We start from the raw sequence: 16,336 nt of genomic DNA, 5'->3' as shown, positions 1-16,336 counted from the left end.
GCGGGTATGGAGAAGCTTTGCCAGTTGATGACGGAGTGGTTCAGTCCGGCGCCGTTCTGGGTGGTGACGACCAGTTGGTTGGCGCCGGGGGTGCTGATGCTGGCCTGGCCGACGACGGCGACGCCGCCTGTGGGGTTGGCCCAGGCTGAGCCCATGGGGCTGCAGGCCAGGGCGACGCCTATGGCCAGAGCACCCAACGACAGGCTGGCGGCTCGGCTGTGGCTGCTGGCGCCCAGGCAGGGGCTGGCGACATCACCCGCACCGCCTGCGCTGCCCTTGCCGGCGCCGCTGGCAATCTCGGCCACCGCCACCATGGCCCCCAAGGCCTGGTTCCAGACGGTCCTGAAGGTGTGGTTCAGCGAGGCTCGGCTTGTCATGTGTGGCTACTCCCGATCACAGGTCACAACTGGCCGCGGGAACCCGCGCAAATCAACCCATTCGCGCAGGCCCTGGTATCACGCCAGCAGGGCTTGAAAGGCGCCGCGAATGAATGCAGTGACATCCGGGTACCCGATAGCCGTACATTGTGCCGCCAGCTTCACGGCTTTGTCGCGCATCTCCAAATTTGTGTTCAATAGCGTGATTTCGTTCACGAAACTGGATTGGTCCTGGAAGGCCAGCGCGGCCACGCCCTGCTGCACCAGGCGCAGCCCGGCGAACAATTGCTCCTGGTGCAGCGGGATCATCAGCTGCGGCACGCCGGCAAACATGAAGGTGGCCACCGTGTTGTGGTTGGCGTGGCTGATGACCCAGTCGGCCTCGCGCGCCACCTGGGCCAGGTCCACCAATTGATCGGAAAAACGCAGGTGGTCACCGCTGTAAGTGCGCTTCAGCTCCTCTGGCAGATCGCGCACCACCAGCAGTGTGCACACCTGGGCCGCACGCAAATCCTGCAGCAGCCGCTCCAGCATGGGGATGGGGTGCAGGTAGCCGAACACCTTGGGCCCGGCGCCAGGCGGCCACAGCGCCGCCGCCTGCGGCTGCGGCGGCTCTGTGCCCAGGTAGTACAGGCCTTCGCGCGGGCCGAAGTGGTCCAGCTGCGGCCAGGTCATCAGGAAATAGTGGTCGGCCTGGGCGTAAATGTCGGACAACGCGGACAGCAGCGGACGACCGGTGCGCGCGATCGCCTGGTTGATGGTCTGCACCAGGCCGGCGTCATGGGCGCTCAGGGCTTGCAGCATCTCCGGCGTGCGCGGGGTGGTGATGAAGGGCGCGAAGGGGTCGGACGGCTGCAGCGGCAGCGGTGGGAGCATGAAGCCGGAGCCCACCAGCACTTTCTTGAACGGCCGGCCATAGGCGGCGGCCAAAGCCAGCGGGCTGTGCTCGAACAGCACCAGATCGGGCTGAACCAGGTCAAACAAGCTGCCCCAGGCGCGCAACAGAATTTCGGTTTCATCCACGTTGCCAAAACACTGGTGCGCCAGCATCTGGCCAAAGCTCTGGTGGATGGGCTCAGGCCGCAGGTCCCGGTGCTTCAGCGGCGCCTGAAAGTAGGTGATGGGCATGTCACCCAGGATCAGCTTGACGCGGCGCAACTCGCGCGCGGCCAAAAACACCTGGTGCCCCTCCTCCAAGGCGATGGCCATGGGCAGGCGCAGCTTGCTGATGTGGCCCAGTTCGGCCCCCAGCTCCCAGACGCACAGCACGCGGGCCATCGTCGCGGGTCGTCAGGCGCCAGCGGCCAGCAGGTCCATGGCGCGGCACAGGTCGGCCCAGGCCTTGGCCTTGTCGGGCAGGTTGCGCAGCAGGCTCTTGGGATGGTAGGTGGCGATCACCGGCACACCCTGGTAGCTGTAGGTGGCACCGCGCAAGCGGCCCAGCGGACGCGAGGCGACATCGGGCATGCTGGACTGCAGCAGCGCCTGGATGGCAAACCGCCCCATGGCCAGGATCACCCGCGGCTGCACCAGCGCCACCTGGCGGCGCAGGTACAACTCGCAACTGGCCAGGTCAGCCGCCTCCGGGTTGCGCCCGTCCAGCGGCCTGCACTTGGCGATGTTGGTCACATAGGCGCCGCTGGGGCCTTCGCCGCCCCGGCTGGCGCCCACCGCCCTCAGCATGTTGTCCAGCAACTGGCCGGCCTGGCCGGCAAAGGCGATGCCGGCGCGCTCTTCGTCCTCGTCCGGCGGGTCGCCCACCACCAGCCAGTCGGCCCGCACGGCACCGCTGCCCAGCACGGTGTTCTTGCGGCCGGCGCACAGTGCGCAGGCCTGGCAGGCCGCCACCGCCTGCCCCAGCGCTGGCCAATTGGCGGCGGCGATGTCCGTGGGCAGTGCCAGCGGGACCAGGCCCGGCGCCTGCACCTGCTGCGCCGCCGGTGCAACGGCGGCAGGCTTGCGCGCCATGTCGGGCCAGGAGGCGGGTGACGCCCCTGCCGTTTGCGGGGCCACAGCCGACGCCACCATCGCCGCAGGTTGGCCCTGCACGGGCACCTCGGCGGCCTCGGGCAGCCATACCGGCACACCCATCTCACGCAACATGGCGCGCTGGCGGGAATCCAATTGCAAGGCCATCAAGGGGTCTTTCTGAACAACATCACAAGCGCAAGCTCATCACCACCGCGTCTTCGCGCTGCTGCGCCTGGGCCGGGTAGTAGTTCTTGCGTTCGCCCACACGGCGGTAGCCATGGGCTTCATACACCTGCAGCGCGCGAGCATTGCTCTTGCGCACTTCCAGCCACACCCATTGGACAGCCTGGCCGCGCGCCCAGATGGCCAGCGCGTCCAGAATCACCCGTGCCCAGCCCTGGCGCTGGTAAGCCGGGGCCACGGTGATGTTCAGCAGGTGCACCTCTTCCACGCCCTTCATGGCGATGAAGTAGCCCAGCAGCTTGTCGCCTGCCAGCAGCAATTGCGCCTGGTAGCCCGACTTCAGCGCATCGGTGAAATTGACGCGTGACCAGGGGTGGGCATAGGCCGACGCCTCCGCCTGCACGACGGCGTCCAGGTGCTGCGGCCCCATGGGCTCGAACCGGGCTTCCAAGGGTTTGAGTACGGCGCTCATCGTGGCGGCAGGGTGATTGGCGGCTGCATCAGGAAGCCGCCTTTTCGGCGGCCCGTTCAGCAGTGGTTTTCGCCACTTTATCCCGAATGTAGCGCGGCATGGCCAGCTCCGCCGCCACCGCGTGGCCGGCAGCCAACAGACCGGGCGCCAAGCGCAGCAGGGCGCAGGCCTGCGGCAACGCCAGAACGGGCTGGGCGCCCGCCGGCAGCCGCAAGCTGGCACCGTACACCTTGTGGGCATTGCCGGCCAGGCTGAAGCCCTCAGCCAGCTCAACATGCTGCGGCGCCAGCAGGCAGTCGGGGCCGGTCTGGCGCCAGGCCTGGCCATCGTGCTCGAAGGGCGCGCTGTAGACCTCGTCCATGCGCGCATCCAGCGCCACCAGCACGCGCTGTACACCGCTGGTGTGGCGCGCTTCCTCCGCCACCGCCAGCAAGGTGCTGATGGGCAGCAACGGCACGCTGCCCGCCAGCCCGGCGGCAAGGCGGCGGGCGCTGGCGCCCAGCGCCAGGCCCTGGGCCACCGAACAGGCGGTGCGCAAACCGGTGAAAGAACCCGGGCCGGCGCCGAAGGCAATGGCATCCAGCTCTTCCAGCCGCAGACCAGCCTGGGCCAGCAGGTCTTGAATGCAGGGGATCAGGCTGGTGGACGCCTGGGCACCACCGGCGCCGGTGTGCTGCCAGACCTGCGTCGTGTCGCCCATGCCGCGCTGCACGGCCACCGACAGGGTTTCGGTGCTGGTGTCAAAGGCCAACAGCTTCATGGCAAGCATCCGTGTCGCGTTCAGGTGCAAGGCTTGGCCTGGGCCGCCAGCGCGGTGGCGGCCGGCGGCCGGGGCATGGCACGCACGCCGAACAGGATGCCGACGGTGACCAGCACCAGGCCAGCCAAAATGTTCCAGTGCAGCGGTTCACCCAGCAGCAGCACCGCGCCCAGCGCTGACAGGCCTGGCACCAGCGCGGTGATCATGGTGGTGCGCACCGGGCCAAAGTGCTGGATCATGCGGGTGAAGCTGATGCCGGAAATCACCACCGATCCCACACCCTGGAACACCATCTGGAACAGCACATCCCGCCACGGCGCAGTCCACAGGTGGCCAGGCACCCACTGCAGCGCCAACAACAGGTTGTAGGCCGGCACGTAGGCGACAAAGGCGAACACCGTGACGGCGATGGTGGCACGCACCGCGTCCAGCGCATAACGGCGCGCCAGCACGCCATAAACGCTCCAGCTGCAGGCGGCGGCCATGAACAGCAAGTCGCCCTTCCACACGTCACCGCCGTCAAAGGCCCGCAGCAGGCTGGCACCGCCCACCAGCAGGTCGCCGGCGACGATGCACAGCAGGCCCAGGGCGCGCGCGCGACTCAGGCGCTCATGCAACAGCAACACCGCAAACAGCGCGGTCCACAACGGCAGGCTGCCCGGCATCAGCACCGAGGCATGCACGGCCGGCGCAAACTGGAAGCCGCTGTAGGCCAGCATGGCGTACAGCGCCCCGGCGAACAGACCCGTGATGGCGGTGATGCGAAAGCTCAGCGGCGACAGGCCCAACCAGGAATCAGCGGCCGGTGCTCCTTTTGCCCGCTGGCGCCGCACCAGCCACCAGCCCCAGGGCAGCAGCACCAGGCTGGCGCCCAGGATGCGGGCGCAGGCGATGTCGAACGAGTTCAGCGTCGGGCTGCGCGCCGGATCGGCCGAAGCACGGGCGATCAGGATGAAGGAGGTCCAGATGGTCACCGTCACCACGGCCGCCAGCACGCCCTGCACGCGTGGCGACAGCTTTGGAAATGGGGAACGGGTGCCGGCGGCGTGCATGCCTGGATTATCGACGGCTCCATAATGGGCCATGGTTTCAAGGTCTTGGCTGTTGTGCGGCTTGCTGCTGGGCTTGGCCCGCGCGGCATCCGCCCAGGGCCTGCCGCCCGACGTGGAGGCGGCGCTGGCGCGCGCCAATGTGCCGCGCGACGCCGTGACCGTGCTGGTGCTGGATGCCGAAGGCAAGCAAGCGCCGCGCATCAGCCACCGCGCCCAGACGCCCGTGAACCCGGCGTCTATCATGAAGCTGGTCACCACCTTTGCGGCCCTGGACACGCTGGGCCCGGCCTACACCTGGACCACCCCGGTGTATGTGGACGGCCCGGTGCGCGAGGGCACGCTGCAGGGCAACCTGTACATCAAGGGCCAAGGCGACCCCAAGCTGGTGGTGGAGCGGCTGTGGCTGTTGCTGCGCCGGGTGCAGGGCCTGGGCATCCGGGCCATCGCCGGCGACATCGTGCTGGACCGCAGCGCTTTTGAGGCGGTGGAACCCGATCCGGCCGCCTTCGACGGCGAGCCGCTGCGCCCCTACAACGCCGCGCCTGACGCGCTGCTGATCAACTTCAAGTCCGTGCTGCTGAGTTTCGTGCCCGACAAGAGCCAGAACGTTGCCCTGGTGTATGCCGAGCCACCGCTTGCAGGCGTAACGGTGCCCACAAACGTGCCCCTGGTAGCGGGCGAGTGCGGCGACTACCGCGCCGCGCTGAAGGCCGACTTTGCCGATCCCAGCCGCATACGCTTTGCTGGCAGCTACCCGCTGGCCTGCGGCGAGAAGACCTGGGGCGTGGCCTATGCCGATCCCAAGAGCTACGCGGTGCGCGCCGTGGGCGGCCTGTGGGCCGAGATGGGCGGCAAGCTCACCGGCTCGGTGCGCGAAGGCAGGTTGCCGGCCGCGCTGGCAGCGCAGCGGCCGGCGTTCGAGCTCAGCTCGCCCACGCTGCTGGAGGTGGTGCGCGACATCAACAAGTTCAGCAACAACGTGATGGCCCAGCAGCTCTTCCTGACACTGGGCACGCAGACCCGGGTGGTCAACCCCGGCGTACAGTCGGGCACGCAGGAGGCCGCACGCGAAGCGGTACGGGCCTGGTGGGGCGAGCGCTTCGGTACGCAAGAGATGCCGGTGCTGGACAACGGCTCCGGCCTGTCGCGCGCCGAGCGCATCAGCGCCCAGGGGCTGGCCCAGCTGCTGCAGGCCGCCTTTCGCTCACCGCTGATGCCGGAGCTGATGTCCTCATTGCCCATCGCTGGCGTGGACGGCACGCTCAGGCGCAGCCGCGCCAAGGCCTATGGCATTGCCCACCTGAAGACCGGCACGCTGCGCGATGTGATGGGCATGGCCGGCTACGTGCACGCCCGCAACGGCCGCCACTACATCCTGGTGGCCATCGCCAACCACCCCAATGCAGGTGCCGCACGCGCCGCCTTCGAATTGCTGCTGGACTGGACCGCCAAGGGCAACTGAAGCGTTCTGGGACAATCCGGCAGATGAACGGGACTGACCTCATTGGCTACCTGGCCGCCACACTCACCACTGCCAGCTTTGTGCCCCAGGCCTGGCACACCTTCCGCACGCGCGACGTCAGCGGCATCTCGCTGGGCATGTACAGCGTGTTCACCGTCGGCATCACGCTGTGGCTGGTCTATGGGCTGACGCTGAAGGCCTGGCCCATCGTGGCGGCCAACGCCATCACGCTCAGTCTGGCAGCGGCGATCTTGGGCATGAAGCTCAAATTTAAGTAAAGCTGAGGCGGTCACACCACAAAAGTGATGAGGCCTAAGTAGTAACCCCGTTCCAGCATCAGGTCCCCGGGCGTACCATTTTTTTGATAAAAAAGAACGTTCGTTCTTTTTTAAGCACGAGCACGCCGGCACCCCTTTCCGGCGGCCACAACTCAGGAGAAAACGGATGAACAAATACAAGGCTTCATGGGCCGCGATGGGCGCCGCATTGCTCGTCGCCGCATGCGGAGGCGGAGGCGGCGGTACCCCGGCAGGTACGCAAGACACCAGCGGCACGCGTGGCGCGCTGCTGCAAAACCCGGCGCCGCGCATCGTGTCGCTGAGCGCCGCCGAACTCACCGGCAAACTGCAGGCCAGCAGCACCGGCCAGGGTCTGCTGGCGGTGGCCGGCACACCCGCCTGCGGCGTCGACGTGCAGTACATCCAGTATTACACCGTGGGTGGCGCCGGCGAGAAAGCCACCGCCTCCGGCGCGCTGATGGTGCCTAACGGCAGCAGCGCGCAGTGCTCCGGCGCGCGCCCCATCGTGCTGTACGCGCACGGCACAACCACCTCCAAGAACTACAACCTGGCCGACCTGAGCGACAGCACCAACCCGGGTTACAGCGAGGCGATCCTGATCGCCACCTTCTACGCCGCGCAGGGCTACATCGTGGTGGCGCCCAACTATGCCGGCTACGACAGCTCGGACCTGTCCTACCACCCGTACCTGAACGCCGACCAGCAGTCCAAGGACATGATTGACGCGCTGACCGCCGCCAAGAAGACCTTGCCCACAGTGTTCCAGCCCGGCACCACCGCCAGCAGCAAGCTGTTCATCACCGGCTACTCGCAAGGCGGCCACGTGGCCATGGCCACGCACCGCGCGTTGCAGGCCGCCGGCACGCCGGTGACGGCCGCCGCGCCGATGTCCGGTCCGTACGCGCTGTCAGCCATGAACGACCTGGTGTTCCTGGGCAACGTCAACGCCGGCAGCACCATCTTCACGCCCATGGTGACCACCAGCTACCAGAAGGCCTACGGCAACCTGTACACCACGCCGGCCGATCTGTACGAGGCCGCCTACGCCACCGGCATCGATACGCTGCTGCCCAGCACGCAGGGCCTCACCGCGCTGATCCAGGGCGGCAAGCTGCCGCAGTCCGCGCTGTTCAGCAGCACGCCGCCCACCGCACCGGCCGGCTCGCCGGCCACCGTGCAAGCGTTCCTGAACTCCGTCACGCCGCCCACCGGCACCGGCGCCACCGACGCGCTGTTCGCTAGCGGTTTCGGCACCAGCAACCTGGTGAAGAACAGCGCCCGCCTGGGCGCGCTGCTGGATATCCTGAACGCGCCGGACGGCGCCACGCCCGTACCCGGTAGCAACGGCCTGGGCATGCCGCCGGCCGCCCCGCAAAGCCCGCTGCGCAAGGCCGCCAAGACCAACGACCTGCGCGGTTTCACGCCCACGGCGCCGGTGCTGATGTGCGCCGGCAGCGGCGACCCGACGGTGTTCTACGCCATCAACACCGGCCTGATGAAGACGTTGTGGACGCCGCAGGTCAACGCCGGCCTGGTGACGGTGGTGGACGTGGATTCGCTGGCGGCCTCGCCCGGCCCCGCCGCTGACCCGTTCTATGTCGCCAAGGCGGGCTTCGCGCAGGCCAAGGCCCAGACGGCTGCCGCCGCCGGCACCAATCCGGTGGCCCAGGCCACGGCGGTCCTCACGGCCTACCACGGCTCGCTGGTGCCACCGTTCTGCAACGCCGTGGCACGCGGCTTCTTTGCCAAGTTTTAATCCCAGGGAGCGCTGAACATGACCAAGAACAAAACACTCCTGCGTTTGGCAGCCGTGGCGGCAATGGCTTGCGCCGGCACCGCGTCGGCAACCGACTTCACGGTCCAGGTCGGCTACGTCAACCTGAACCCCAACTCGACCGCATCCAGCGTCAGCGGCCCGTTCACGCCCGTGGACGCGCTGAGCCTGAAGGTGAAGGAGCAGTCCACGCTGTATGTGAGCCTGGTGGCTGCGTTGAACGACAACTGGAGCGCCCAGCTCGCACTGGGCCTGCCGCCCAAGCATGACGTGGCGGTGGTGGTGAAGCTACCCGCTGCGGTGACACCTGGCGTGGCCGCAGCCGATGGCCAGACTGTCGCCAAGATCACGCAGGCTGCGCCGACGTTCTTCATGAACTACAACTTCGGCGACAAGAGCAGCAGCTGGCGGCCGTTCGTCGGCCTGGGGCTGAACTACACCACCTTCACCAAGCGCGAATCCACCGCGGTCAACGACGCCATCAATGGCGGCCCGACCTCGATCAAGCTGAAGGATTCCGTCGGCCTGGCCGCACAACTGGGCCTGACCTACAAGTTCGATCCCAAGTGGTCCATCACGGCGGCGCTGGCCACTGCCAAGGTCAGCACGACGGAGACCACCAACACGCTGGGCATCGTGCGCACGGCCAAGATCGATTTCCACCCGAACGTGTTTTCACTGGCGGTGGGTTACAACTTCTGATGCTTGTGGGGGCAAGCCCCGCATCGCAAAAAGCCGGCCCGGGCCGGCTTTTTTCATGCTGCAGCGGCGCGTGTCAAGCGGTCGCGCACGCCTTCCCAGGCTGCGTCATCGGGCGGGGTCTCGACCCAGATCAGCTTGATATGCTGGTCGTCAAACTCGCGCAATACGGCAAACAGCTGCTGGGCGGCGGCGGCGGCATCGTCTGGCATGCGCCGGCGTAACACCTTGCTGGAGCGGCTGTGCAAAATGGCGCGCGAATAGACGGCAATGGTGGGCGGCGCCTTGTCGATGTCGTCACCCAGCAATTCCAGCGCGGTCTGCAGTGCCTTGGCACTCATCAGGCGCACCTTGGCAGCCGGCGCGTAATGCGCCTCCAACGTGCCCGAGGCCCGCGGTGCCTGGCCAGCGCCGGTGTGGGCCAGCGCCTCGTTGTCCATCAACCGCAAGCCGCAGGCCTGTTCGATCTGCTGGCGTGAAATCTGGCCTGGGCGCAGCAGCACCGGCACGCCACGGGTGCAATCCACGATGGTGGACTCAATGCCCACCGCACAAGGCCCGCCATCCAGCACCAGCAGCGCGTCGCCGAACTCGTCCTGCACGTGCTGGGCGGTGGTGGGGCTGACGCGGCCGAACTTGTTGGCGCTGGGCGCGGCCACGCCCCACACCGGCGCCACCGGCTGGCCACCGGCGTCCAGCGGCAGCAGGCAGGCGCGCAACACCGCCTGCGCCAGCGGGTGCGACGGGCAGCGCAGGCCAATGGACGCCTGGCCACCGGCAGCCGCAGCGCCGACGCCTTCGCGGCGCGGCAGGATCAAGGTCAACGGACCGGGCCAGAAGGCGTCCATCAGCCGACGCGCGAAATCGGGCACCTGCGCAGCAAAATGCGCCACGCCCGCCGCGCCATGGGCCTCATCGGCCACGTGCACGATCAACGGGTGGTTGGCCGGCCGGCCCTTGGCGGTGAAGATGGCGGCCACAGCGGCGTCATTGGCGGCGTCGGCACCCAAGCCATAGACCGTCTCGGTGGGCAGGCCCAGCAGTGCACCGGCGCGCAACGCCTGCACGCAGGCGTCTATGGATTGGGCAGCGTCACCGGGCAGGATCATGGCAAGACCAAGGGCATCAAAGCGGCGGCAAGCCCAGCAGGGCAGCCGCCTGCTGCGCCACGTCACGCACCTGGGCCATGTCACCACCGGTGAAGGTCACGTGCCCCATCTTGCGCCCCGGCGCGGCCTTCAGCTTGCCGTACAGGTGCAGATGGGTGCCGGGCAAGGCCAGCAGGCGGTCCCACGGCGGCGTGCCCTGTTGCCACAGGTCGCCCAGCAGGTTCAGCATCACCGCCGGGCTGTGCAGGCGCGGCTGCACCAGCGGCAAACCAGCCAGCGTGCGCACCTGCAGATCGAATTGCGACACATCACAGGCATCCAGCGTGTAGTGGCCGCTGTTGTGCGGGCGGGGCGCCATCTCGTTGACCACCAGGCTGAGGCTGCCACTGGCATCGCGCAGCACGAAAAATTCCACGCACAGCACGCCCACATACTGCAGGCCTTCGGCCACAGCCCGGGCGGCGTCCACGGCCTGCTGGGCCAGGCGCTGCGGCAGGTTGCCGGGGTGGACCTCGGTCACGGCCAGGATGCCATCGCGGTGCAGGTTCAGCTGCGGCGGAAAGTTGACGCATTGACCATCACGCCCACGCGCCACGATGACCGAGCATTCGGCATGCAGCGGCAACAACTTTTCCAGCACGCAGGGCACCCCTTTCAGGCCAGCCCAGGCGGCGGTCAGCTCGGCGCGGCTGCCCACGCGCACCTGGCCCTTGCCGTCATAGCCCAGACGAGAGGTCTTCAGGATGCCGGGCAGCAGGTCGTCCGTCACCGCCTGCAGTTGCGCCTCGCTCTCCACCACCGCATACGGCGCGCACGGCACGCCACAGCCGGTGAAGTGGGCTTTTTCACGCGCGCGGTCCTGCGCCACGCTGACAGCGGCGGCGGCCGGGGCGACCGGGCGGCGCGCGGCCAGCCAGTCCAGCGCCTGGGCCGGCACGTTTTCAAATTCGGTGGTGATGGCGCCGCACAGCTGCGCCAGTTGCGCCAGGCCGGCTTCGTCCAGGTAAGCGGTCTGCACATGGTGGTGGCTGACCAGGCCGGCCGGGCTGGCCGGGTCCGGGTCCAGCACGGCGGTGGCATAACCCATCTGCTGCGCGGCGTGCACAAACATGCGGCCCAGCTGGCCGCCGCCCAGCACGCCCAGCGTCACGGCCTGATCTTGCCCCAGCGCCTTGTCGGGATTGACCTGCACACCCGGCAGCAGCGCGCCTGCGGCAGCCGTCATGGCGTGCCGCCACCCGACGTCGGCAGGCTCATGGCGCGCGCGGCTTCGGTTTGCTCGGCGCGGAATTGCGCCAACTTAAGGCGCAGGGCGGCATCCTCGTTGGCCAGCATGGCGACGGCGAACAGCGCGGCATTGGCGGCTCCGGCGGCACCGATGGCAAAGGTGGCCACCGGCACGCCCTTGGGCATCTGCACGATGCTGTGCAGCGAATCCACGCCCGACAGGTGCTTGCCGGCCACCGGCACGCCCAGCACCGGCACCAGGGTCTTGGCGGCCAGCATGCCGGGCAGGTGGGCAGCACCCCCGGCACCGGCGATGATGGCGCGCAGGCCGCGCGGGGCGGCGTCCTCGGCGTAGGCGAACATGTCGTCGGGCATGCGGTGCGCCGACACCACGCGGGCCTCGTGCGGCACGCCGAACTGTTGCAGGATCTGCACCGCGTGCTGCAGGGTGTCCCAGTCGGAACTGGAACCCATCACCACGCCCACCAGCACTTGAGTCATAGTCGGAAGGAATTTGTGACGGCGGCGCCAGCCTGGGTAGACCCAGGCGCCGCGCGGTCGGGGTTGAGGGGCCAATTTTACGTTGCGCTCGACCGCCCCGGGGCGCGACGATAATCAGGCCTGTCCATTGTTGAGGGCCGCCCCTGCCGGCCCTGCCCCGCCATGCTCGGTACCCACAGCCTGACCCTGTTCATCATTTCCGGCCTGCTGCTCAACATCGCCCCCGGCCTGGATTCGCTGCTGATCATGACGCGCAGCGCCACCCAGGGCTGGCGCGCCGGCGCCACGGCGGCGTTGGGCATTGGCACCGGCACCTTTGTGCACGTCTTCGCTGCCGCGCTGGGCCTGTCGGCGGTGCTGGCCACCTCCGCCACCGCCTTCACCGTGGTCAAGCTGCTGGGTGCCGCCTACCTGCTGTACGTGGGTGTGGGCATGCTGCTCAGCCGCAGCCGGCCGGCCCCTGCCGACGCCGCCCGGCCAGTCACCGCCCCGGAGGCGGCACTGCCTTACCGCAAAATCTTCCTGCAGGGCTTTGTCACCAATGTTCTGAACCCCAAGGTGGCGGTGTTCTTTCTCGCCTTCGTGCCGCAGTTCATCCTTCCCGAAGCACCCCACAAGGCCCTTGCATTCATCGCTTTGGGCTGCATCTTCAATTTCAACGGCATGCTGTGGTGCCTGTTCCTGGCCGTGTTCACCGCCTTTGCCAGCCGGCGCATCCAGGTCAGCCAGATGCTGGCACGCTGGCTGAACCGGCTGATCGGCGCGCTGTTCGTGTCCTTCGGCATCAAGCTGGCGCTGTCGTCGCAGCGCGGCTGAGCATTCGTATTTCAACAAAACCCCGCCATGATCAACGTCACTGTAGAAAATTTTGAGACCGAGGTGGTTGCCGCCTCGCTGCACACACCGGTGCTGATCGACTTCTGGGCGCCCTGGTGCGGCCCCTGCAAGGTGATCGGCCCCATCCTGGAGAAGCTGGAAACCGACTACGGCGGCCGCTTCAAGCTGGTCAAGATCGATTCGGACCAGGAACAGGAGTTGAGCCAGGCGTTTGGCATACGCAGCATTCCCACCTGTGTGCTGATGGTGGGTGGCAAGCCGGTGGACGGCTTCATGGGCGCGTTGCCCGAGGGCCAGCTGAAAGCCTTCCTGGATCGCCACCTGCCTTCTGAAGAGGCCCTGGAAGCCCAGGAGCAGGCCGAGGACGCCCAGGCCCTGGTGGCTGCCGGTGACACCGGTGCCGCCCTGAACAAGCTGCACGAAGCGCTGACCAAGGACCCTGGCAACGACGACGCCCGCTACGACTACGTGAAGCTGCTGATCGAGTGCGGCGAGCTGGACGAGGCCCAGGCCGCGCTGGCCCCAACACTGACACAGATCCCGCGCCAACTGCGCTTCGAGGCGCTGGGCCAGCTGCTGGATGCGATTGTGTTCGCCACCACCGACGCGCGCGGCGGCTGGGGCCTGGCGCAATTCGACGAGCTGATTGCCGCCAACAAGCGCGACTTTGACACCCGCCTGGCCAAGAGCCGGGTGCTGATTGCGCACAGTGAATGGACGCTGGCCATGGACGAGTTGCTGGAAATCATCATGCGCGACAAGGCCTGGAACGACGGCGTGGCGCGCAAGACCTACGTGGCCATCCTGGAACTGCTGGCGCCGCCGCCGGCCAAGCCCAGCCCGGCCGACGCCGGCAAGAGCGCCGGTGGCATAGAGATCGCCGGCAAGGCGCTGGCGCAGCAGGACCCACAAGCCGCACTGGTGTCGACCTACCGCCGCAAGCTCAGCATGGCGTTGAACTGAGACCTTGCGGGACAGACCACCACAAAGTGGTGCTCTGTCCTCAACACTTTGTAGCTGTTCGGCTGTTCCTCACCTCACGCAAGGGCCCGCGCCAGCAAGAAGCGAGTACCGGCAAATGCCAGCCCGAACAGCGCCGCGTAGGTGAACACCGCACCGCTGAATTCGCGGCGCGACTCGCGCCAGGCGCGCACCCGCTCCACCAGCAAACCCGCCACCAGCGGCGCGGCCACCAGGTTCAGCACCTGCATCCACGGCTGACGCAGCACCAGCACCGGGAAAAAGACGATGGTGATGATGCCGGCCGCGCTGCCGGTGCCCAAGGACCAGATCACTTCGCGCGTGACGCTGGTTTCCTTGTCGCGCCCGCGCAGTTTTTCCCAACCGGTTTTGAACAGGCCGCCGAAGGCCTCCGCAATCAACTGCAGGATGACCTGGCCGAACAACTCAAACAGCAGTTCGAACAGGGCTTCCAGCATCTGATTTCAAGCCGTCAGGCGCTGCAAGGCTTCCTGGTACTTGGCGCGCGTCTTCTCGATCACGTCATCTGGCACCGTGGGTGCCGGCGGCCGCTTGTTCCACGGCTTGCCATCGACCTGGGCCTGTTCCAGCCAGTCGCGCACGAACTGCTTGTCGTAGCTTGGCGGGTTGATGCCCTCCTGGTAGCTCTCGGCCGGCCAGAAGCGCGAGGAGTCGGGCGTCAGCACCTCGTCCATCAGCGTCAACGTGCCATTGGCGTCCAGTCCGAATTCGAATTTGGTGTCGGCGATGATGATGCCCTTGGTCAGCGCGTAGGCACTGGCCGCCAGGTACAGCGCAATGCTGATATCACGTATGCGCGCGGCCAGGTCGGCGCCAATGCGGCTGGCGGCCTCTTCAAAGCTGATGTTCTCATCGTGCTCGCCCACGGCAGCCTTGCCGGCCGGCGTGAAAATGGGCTGGGCCAGCTTGCTGGCGTTCTTCAGTCCCGGCGGCAGCGGCACGCCGCACACAGCCTGGTTGTCCTGGTACTCCTTCCAGCCGCTGCCCGCCAGATAGCCGCGCACCACCGCCTCGATGGGAATGGGCTTGAGCCGCTTGACCAGCATGGCCCGGCCTTCCACCAGCGGCACCTCGGCCGGCAGCACCGCGCTCAGCGGGTCTTCGCCGGTCAGATGGATAGGGCAGATGTTGGCGCCGTTGGGGCCCAGCTTGTCGAACCAGAACAGTGCCATCTGCGTCAGCAGGATGCCCTTGCCGGGAATGGGTTGGCCCAGGATGACGTCAAAGGCGCTGAGCCGGTCGCTGGCCACCATCAGGATGCGGTCGTCGCCCACCGCGTAGTTGTCGCGCACCTTGCCGCGCGCCAGCAGCGTCAGGGAACCCAGGGTGGAGGTGTGCAGGGCGATGGTGCTCATGTCTGTCGAAAGGTAAAAAGCCCGTGGCCACCCGCCGGGTGGTCACGAGCCTGGATTATCGCAAGCCGCGTGGCGGCTGGGTCAGCGTGTCAGTGCACCACCTGGGCCAGCTCGCCCTTGGCGTACTTGGTGGCCACCACCTGCAGGCTGTCGCCCTTGATCTTGGCGGCCTGGCCTTCGCAGCCGAACTCGATGTAGCGCTGCTTGCAGATCTGCTTGGCGGCCTCGCGCGCGGGCTTCAGCCAGTCGCGCATGTCGAACTTGTCGGGGTTTTGCGCCATGAACTTGCGCACCGCCGCCGTCATGGCCAGGCGGATGTCGGTGTCGATGTTGATCTTGCGCACGCCGAACTTGATGGCGTGCTGGATTTCCTCCACCGGCACGCCATAGGTTTCCTTCATGTTGCCGCCATACTCGCGGATGATGGCCAGCAGGTCCTGTGGCACGCTGGAGCTGCCGTGCATCACCAGGTGGGTGTTGGGAATGCGGCGGTTGATTTCCTTGATGCGCTCGATGGCCAGGATGTCGCCAGTGGGCTTGCGCGTGAACTTGTAGGCGCCGTGGCTGGTGCCGATGGCAATGGCCAGCGCGTCCAGTTGCGTGCGCTTGACGAAATCAGCCGCCTGCTCGGGGTCGGTCAGCAGCTGCTCGCGCGTCATGGTGGCGTCGGTGCCGTGGCCGTCTTCCTTGTCGCCGCGCATGGTTTCCAGCGAGCCCAGGCAGCCCAGTTCGCCCTCCACGGTGACGCCTGTGGCGTGCGCCATGGCCACCACCTTGGCGGTGACGTCGACGTTGTAGTCGTAGCTGGCAATGGTCTTGCCGTCTGCCTCCAGCGAACCGTCCATCATCACCGAGCTGAAACCCAGGCCGATGGCGCCCTTGCAGACATCTGGGCTCTGGCCATGGTCCTGGTGCATCACCAGCGGGATGTGCGGGTAGGCCTCGATGGCGGCCTGGATCAGGTGCTTGATGAAGGGTTCGCCAGCGTATTTGCGGGCGCCGGCACTGGCCTGCAGGATCACCGGGGCGCCGACCTCGTCGGCGGCCGACATCACGGCCTGCACCTGCTCCAGGTTGTTGACATTGAAAGCCGGGATGCCGTAGCCATTGGCGGCGGCATGGTCCAGCAGTTCGCGCATCGAAACGAGTGCCATGGTGAAGGTCCTGTCTAAAAAAGTTGGTAACCGCTTGGTAACTCGTACCAAACGGCCAATTCTAATTCCCCGCGTGAGACCTGAGTTCCCGCCGGGCCGCCC

Annotated in this window: 18 protein-coding genes; 6 read left to right on the top strand and 12 right to left on the bottom strand. The window is 67.2% G+C overall.

The window, feature by feature from the left end; translation table 11 throughout:
* From AC1DX2_RS22785 to AC1DX2_RS22760, 6 genes are all read right to left on the bottom strand, one after another.
* A partial coding sequence (locus AC1DX2_RS22785) for an ESPR-type extended signal peptide-containing protein (protein ID WP_477198704.1) occupies window positions 1-377 on the bottom strand: 377 nt, incomplete at its 3' end.
* Between the two features lie 78 nt (window positions 378-455).
* Entirely contained in the window at window positions 456-1,655 is a 1,200-nt protein-coding gene (locus AC1DX2_RS22780; protein ID WP_477198703.1) for a glycosyltransferase, read from the bottom strand.
* Between the two features lie 12 nt (window positions 1,656-1,667).
* Window positions 1,668-2,513, bottom strand: coding sequence for a uracil-DNA glycosylase (locus tag AC1DX2_RS22775; protein WP_477198702.1), 846 nt, complete (start codon window positions 2,511-2,513; stop codon window positions 1,668-1,670).
* Window positions 2,514-2,535: 22 nt separating this feature from the next.
* Window positions 2,536-3,003: a ribosomal protein S18-alanine N-acetyltransferase gene (gene rimI / locus AC1DX2_RS22770; RefSeq protein ID WP_477198701.1), complete on the bottom strand. Its 468-nt coding sequence runs from the start codon at window positions 3,001-3,003 to the stop codon at window positions 2,536-2,538.
* Between the two features lie 28 nt (window positions 3,004-3,031).
* Window positions 3,032-3,763, bottom strand: a complete 732-nt coding sequence (gene tsaB / locus AC1DX2_RS22765) for a tRNA (adenosine(37)-N6)-threonylcarbamoyltransferase complex dimerization subunit type 1 TsaB (protein WP_477198700.1) — start codon at window positions 3,761-3,763, stop codon at window positions 3,032-3,034.
* Between the two features lie 20 nt (window positions 3,764-3,783).
* Window positions 3,784-4,815, bottom strand: coding sequence for a DMT family transporter (locus tag AC1DX2_RS22760; protein ID WP_477198715.1), 1,032 nt, complete (start codon window positions 4,813-4,815; stop codon window positions 3,784-3,786).
* A 31-nt stretch (window positions 4,816-4,846) separates the two neighbouring features.
* Here AC1DX2_RS22760 and dacB point away from each other — a divergent pair, with 31 nt between their 5' ends.
* From dacB to AC1DX2_RS22740, 4 genes are all read left to right on the top strand, one after another.
* On the top strand, window positions 4,847-6,277 hold the full coding sequence (gene dacB / locus AC1DX2_RS22755) for a D-alanyl-D-alanine carboxypeptidase/D-alanyl-D-alanine endopeptidase (protein WP_477198699.1): 1,431 nt from the start codon (window positions 4,847-4,849) through the stop codon (window positions 6,275-6,277).
* Window positions 6,278-6,300: 23 nt separating this feature from the next.
* On the top strand, window positions 6,301-6,555 hold the full coding sequence (locus tag AC1DX2_RS22750; RefSeq protein WP_477198698.1) for a SemiSWEET transporter: 255 nt from the start codon (window positions 6,301-6,303) through the stop codon (window positions 6,553-6,555).
* Window positions 6,556-6,721: 166 nt separating this feature from the next.
* The gene (locus AC1DX2_RS22745; protein ID WP_477198697.1) at window positions 6,722-8,332 is read left to right on the top strand and encodes an alpha/beta hydrolase family protein; all 1,611 of its coding nucleotides are present in this window, start codon (window positions 6,722-6,724) and stop codon (window positions 8,330-8,332) included.
* An 18-nt stretch (window positions 8,333-8,350) separates the two neighbouring features.
* Window positions 8,351-9,052 (top strand): OmpW/AlkL family protein, encoded by a 702-nt coding sequence (locus AC1DX2_RS22740; protein ID WP_477198696.1) that lies wholly within the window; start codon window positions 8,351-8,353, stop codon window positions 9,050-9,052.
* Window positions 9,053-9,105: 53 nt separating this feature from the next.
* On the opposite strand, the gene AC1DX2_RS22735 is transcribed toward AC1DX2_RS22740, so the two are convergent.
* Genes AC1DX2_RS22735 through purE form a run of 3 tightly spaced genes read right to left on the bottom strand, consistent with a single transcriptional unit; the run spans window position 9,106 to window position 11,886 of the window.
* Window positions 9,106-10,158 carry an L-threonylcarbamoyladenylate synthase gene (locus AC1DX2_RS22735; RefSeq protein ID WP_477198695.1) on the bottom strand — a complete coding sequence of 351 codons (1,053 nt, stop codon included), beginning with the start codon at window positions 10,156-10,158 and terminating at the stop codon, window positions 9,106-9,108.
* A 16-nt stretch (window positions 10,159-10,174) separates the two neighbouring features.
* Entirely contained in the window at window positions 10,175-11,383 is a 1,209-nt protein-coding gene (locus AC1DX2_RS22730; RefSeq protein WP_477198694.1) for a 5-(carboxyamino)imidazole ribonucleotide synthase, read from the bottom strand.
* Window positions 11,380-11,886 (bottom strand): 5-(carboxyamino)imidazole ribonucleotide mutase, encoded by a 507-nt coding sequence (gene purE, locus AC1DX2_RS22725; protein WP_477198693.1) that lies wholly within the window; start codon window positions 11,884-11,886, stop codon window positions 11,380-11,382. The genes AC1DX2_RS22730 and purE overlap by 4 nt, the downstream gene beginning before the upstream one ends.
* 162 nt (window positions 11,887-12,048) lie before the next feature.
* On the opposite strand from purE, the gene AC1DX2_RS22720 reads away from it, so the two are divergent.
* Window positions 12,049-12,702, top strand: a complete 654-nt coding sequence (locus AC1DX2_RS22720) for a LysE family translocator (protein WP_477198692.1) — start codon at window positions 12,049-12,051, stop codon at window positions 12,700-12,702.
* A 27-nt stretch (window positions 12,703-12,729) separates the two neighbouring features.
* The gene (gene trxA, locus AC1DX2_RS22715) at window positions 12,730-13,686 is read left to right on the top strand and encodes a thioredoxin (protein ID WP_477198691.1); all 957 of its coding nucleotides are present in this window, start codon (window positions 12,730-12,732) and stop codon (window positions 13,684-13,686) included.
* A 74-nt stretch (window positions 13,687-13,760) separates the two neighbouring features.
* Here trxA and AC1DX2_RS22710 read toward each other — a convergent pair whose 3' ends face one another.
* The 3 genes from AC1DX2_RS22710 to fba all read right to left on the bottom strand — a co-directional run bounded on the left by AC1DX2_RS22710 (window position 13,761) and on the right by fba (window position 16,234).
* Complete coding sequence (locus tag AC1DX2_RS22710; RefSeq protein WP_477198690.1) at window positions 13,761-14,162, bottom strand: hypothetical protein; 402 nt, start codon at window positions 14,160-14,162, stop codon at window positions 13,761-13,763.
* Window positions 14,163-14,168: 6 nt separating this feature from the next.
* On the bottom strand, window positions 14,169-15,080 hold the full coding sequence (locus tag AC1DX2_RS22705; protein WP_477198689.1) for a phosphoribosylaminoimidazolesuccinocarboxamide synthase: 912 nt from the start codon (window positions 15,078-15,080) through the stop codon (window positions 14,169-14,171).
* 89 nt (window positions 15,081-15,169) lie between these two features.
* Window positions 15,170-16,234: a class II fructose-bisphosphate aldolase gene (fba, locus tag AC1DX2_RS22700; protein ID WP_477198688.1), complete on the bottom strand. Its 1,065-nt coding sequence runs from the start codon at window positions 16,232-16,234 to the stop codon at window positions 15,170-15,172.
* Window positions 16,235-16,336: the final 102 nt, after the last annotated feature.

The organism is Hylemonella sp. P2_B10, from assembly GCF_056404875.1.
The sequence above is the reverse complement of the archived record's forward strand: the minus strand, read 5'-3'. Positions and strand labels throughout refer to the sequence as shown.

What these genes read in the sequence shown, in the direction of transcription:
- dacB (WP_477198699.1), top strand. Translation starts at nt 4,847, where the DNA reads ATGGTTTCAAGGTCTTGGCTGTTGTGCGGCTTGCTGCTGGGCTTGGCC.
- AC1DX2_RS22760 (WP_477198715.1), bottom strand. Translation starts at nt 4,815, where the DNA reads ATGCACGCCGCCGGCACCCGTTCCCCATTTCCAAAGCTGTCGCCACGC.
- fba (WP_477198688.1), bottom strand. Translation starts at nt 16,234, where the DNA reads ATGGCACTCGTTTCGATGCGCGAACTGCTGGACCATGCCGCCGCCAAT.
- AC1DX2_RS22710 (WP_477198690.1), bottom strand. Translation starts at nt 14,162, where the DNA reads ATGCTGGAAGCCCTGTTCGAACTGCTGTTTGAGTTGTTCGGCCAGGTC.
- AC1DX2_RS22780 (WP_477198703.1), bottom strand. Translation starts at nt 1,655, where the DNA reads ATGGCCCGCGTGCTGTGCGTCTGGGAGCTGGGGGCCGAACTGGGCCAC.
- AC1DX2_RS22740 (WP_477198696.1), top strand. Translation starts at nt 8,351, where the DNA reads ATGACCAAGAACAAAACACTCCTGCGTTTGGCAGCCGTGGCGGCAATG.
- AC1DX2_RS22775 (WP_477198702.1), bottom strand. Translation starts at nt 2,513, where the DNA reads ATGGCCTTGCAATTGGATTCCCGCCAGCGCGCCATGTTGCGTGAGATG.
- AC1DX2_RS22735 (WP_477198695.1), bottom strand. Translation starts at nt 10,158, where the DNA reads ATGATCCTGCCCGGTGACGCTGCCCAATCCATAGACGCCTGCGTGCAG.
- AC1DX2_RS22720 (WP_477198692.1), top strand. Translation starts at nt 12,049, where the DNA reads ATGCTCGGTACCCACAGCCTGACCCTGTTCATCATTTCCGGCCTGCTG.
- AC1DX2_RS22745 (WP_477198697.1), top strand. Translation starts at nt 6,722, where the DNA reads ATGAACAAATACAAGGCTTCATGGGCCGCGATGGGCGCCGCATTGCTC.
- AC1DX2_RS22750 (WP_477198698.1), top strand. Translation starts at nt 6,301, where the DNA reads ATGAACGGGACTGACCTCATTGGCTACCTGGCCGCCACACTCACCACT.
- tsaB (WP_477198700.1), bottom strand. Translation starts at nt 3,763, where the DNA reads ATGAAGCTGTTGGCCTTTGACACCAGCACCGAAACCCTGTCGGTGGCC.
- purE (WP_477198693.1), bottom strand. Translation starts at nt 11,886, where the DNA reads ATGACTCAAGTGCTGGTGGGCGTGGTGATGGGTTCCAGTTCCGACTGG.
- AC1DX2_RS22730 (WP_477198694.1), bottom strand. Translation starts at nt 11,383, where the DNA reads ATGACGGCTGCCGCAGGCGCGCTGCTGCCGGGTGTGCAGGTCAATCCC.
- trxA (WP_477198691.1), top strand. Translation starts at nt 12,730, where the DNA reads ATGATCAACGTCACTGTAGAAAATTTTGAGACCGAGGTGGTTGCCGCC.
- rimI (WP_477198701.1), bottom strand. Translation starts at nt 3,003, where the DNA reads ATGAGCGCCGTACTCAAACCCTTGGAAGCCCGGTTCGAGCCCATGGGG.
- AC1DX2_RS22705 (WP_477198689.1), bottom strand. Translation starts at nt 15,080, where the DNA reads ATGAGCACCATCGCCCTGCACACCTCCACCCTGGGTTCCCTGACGCTG.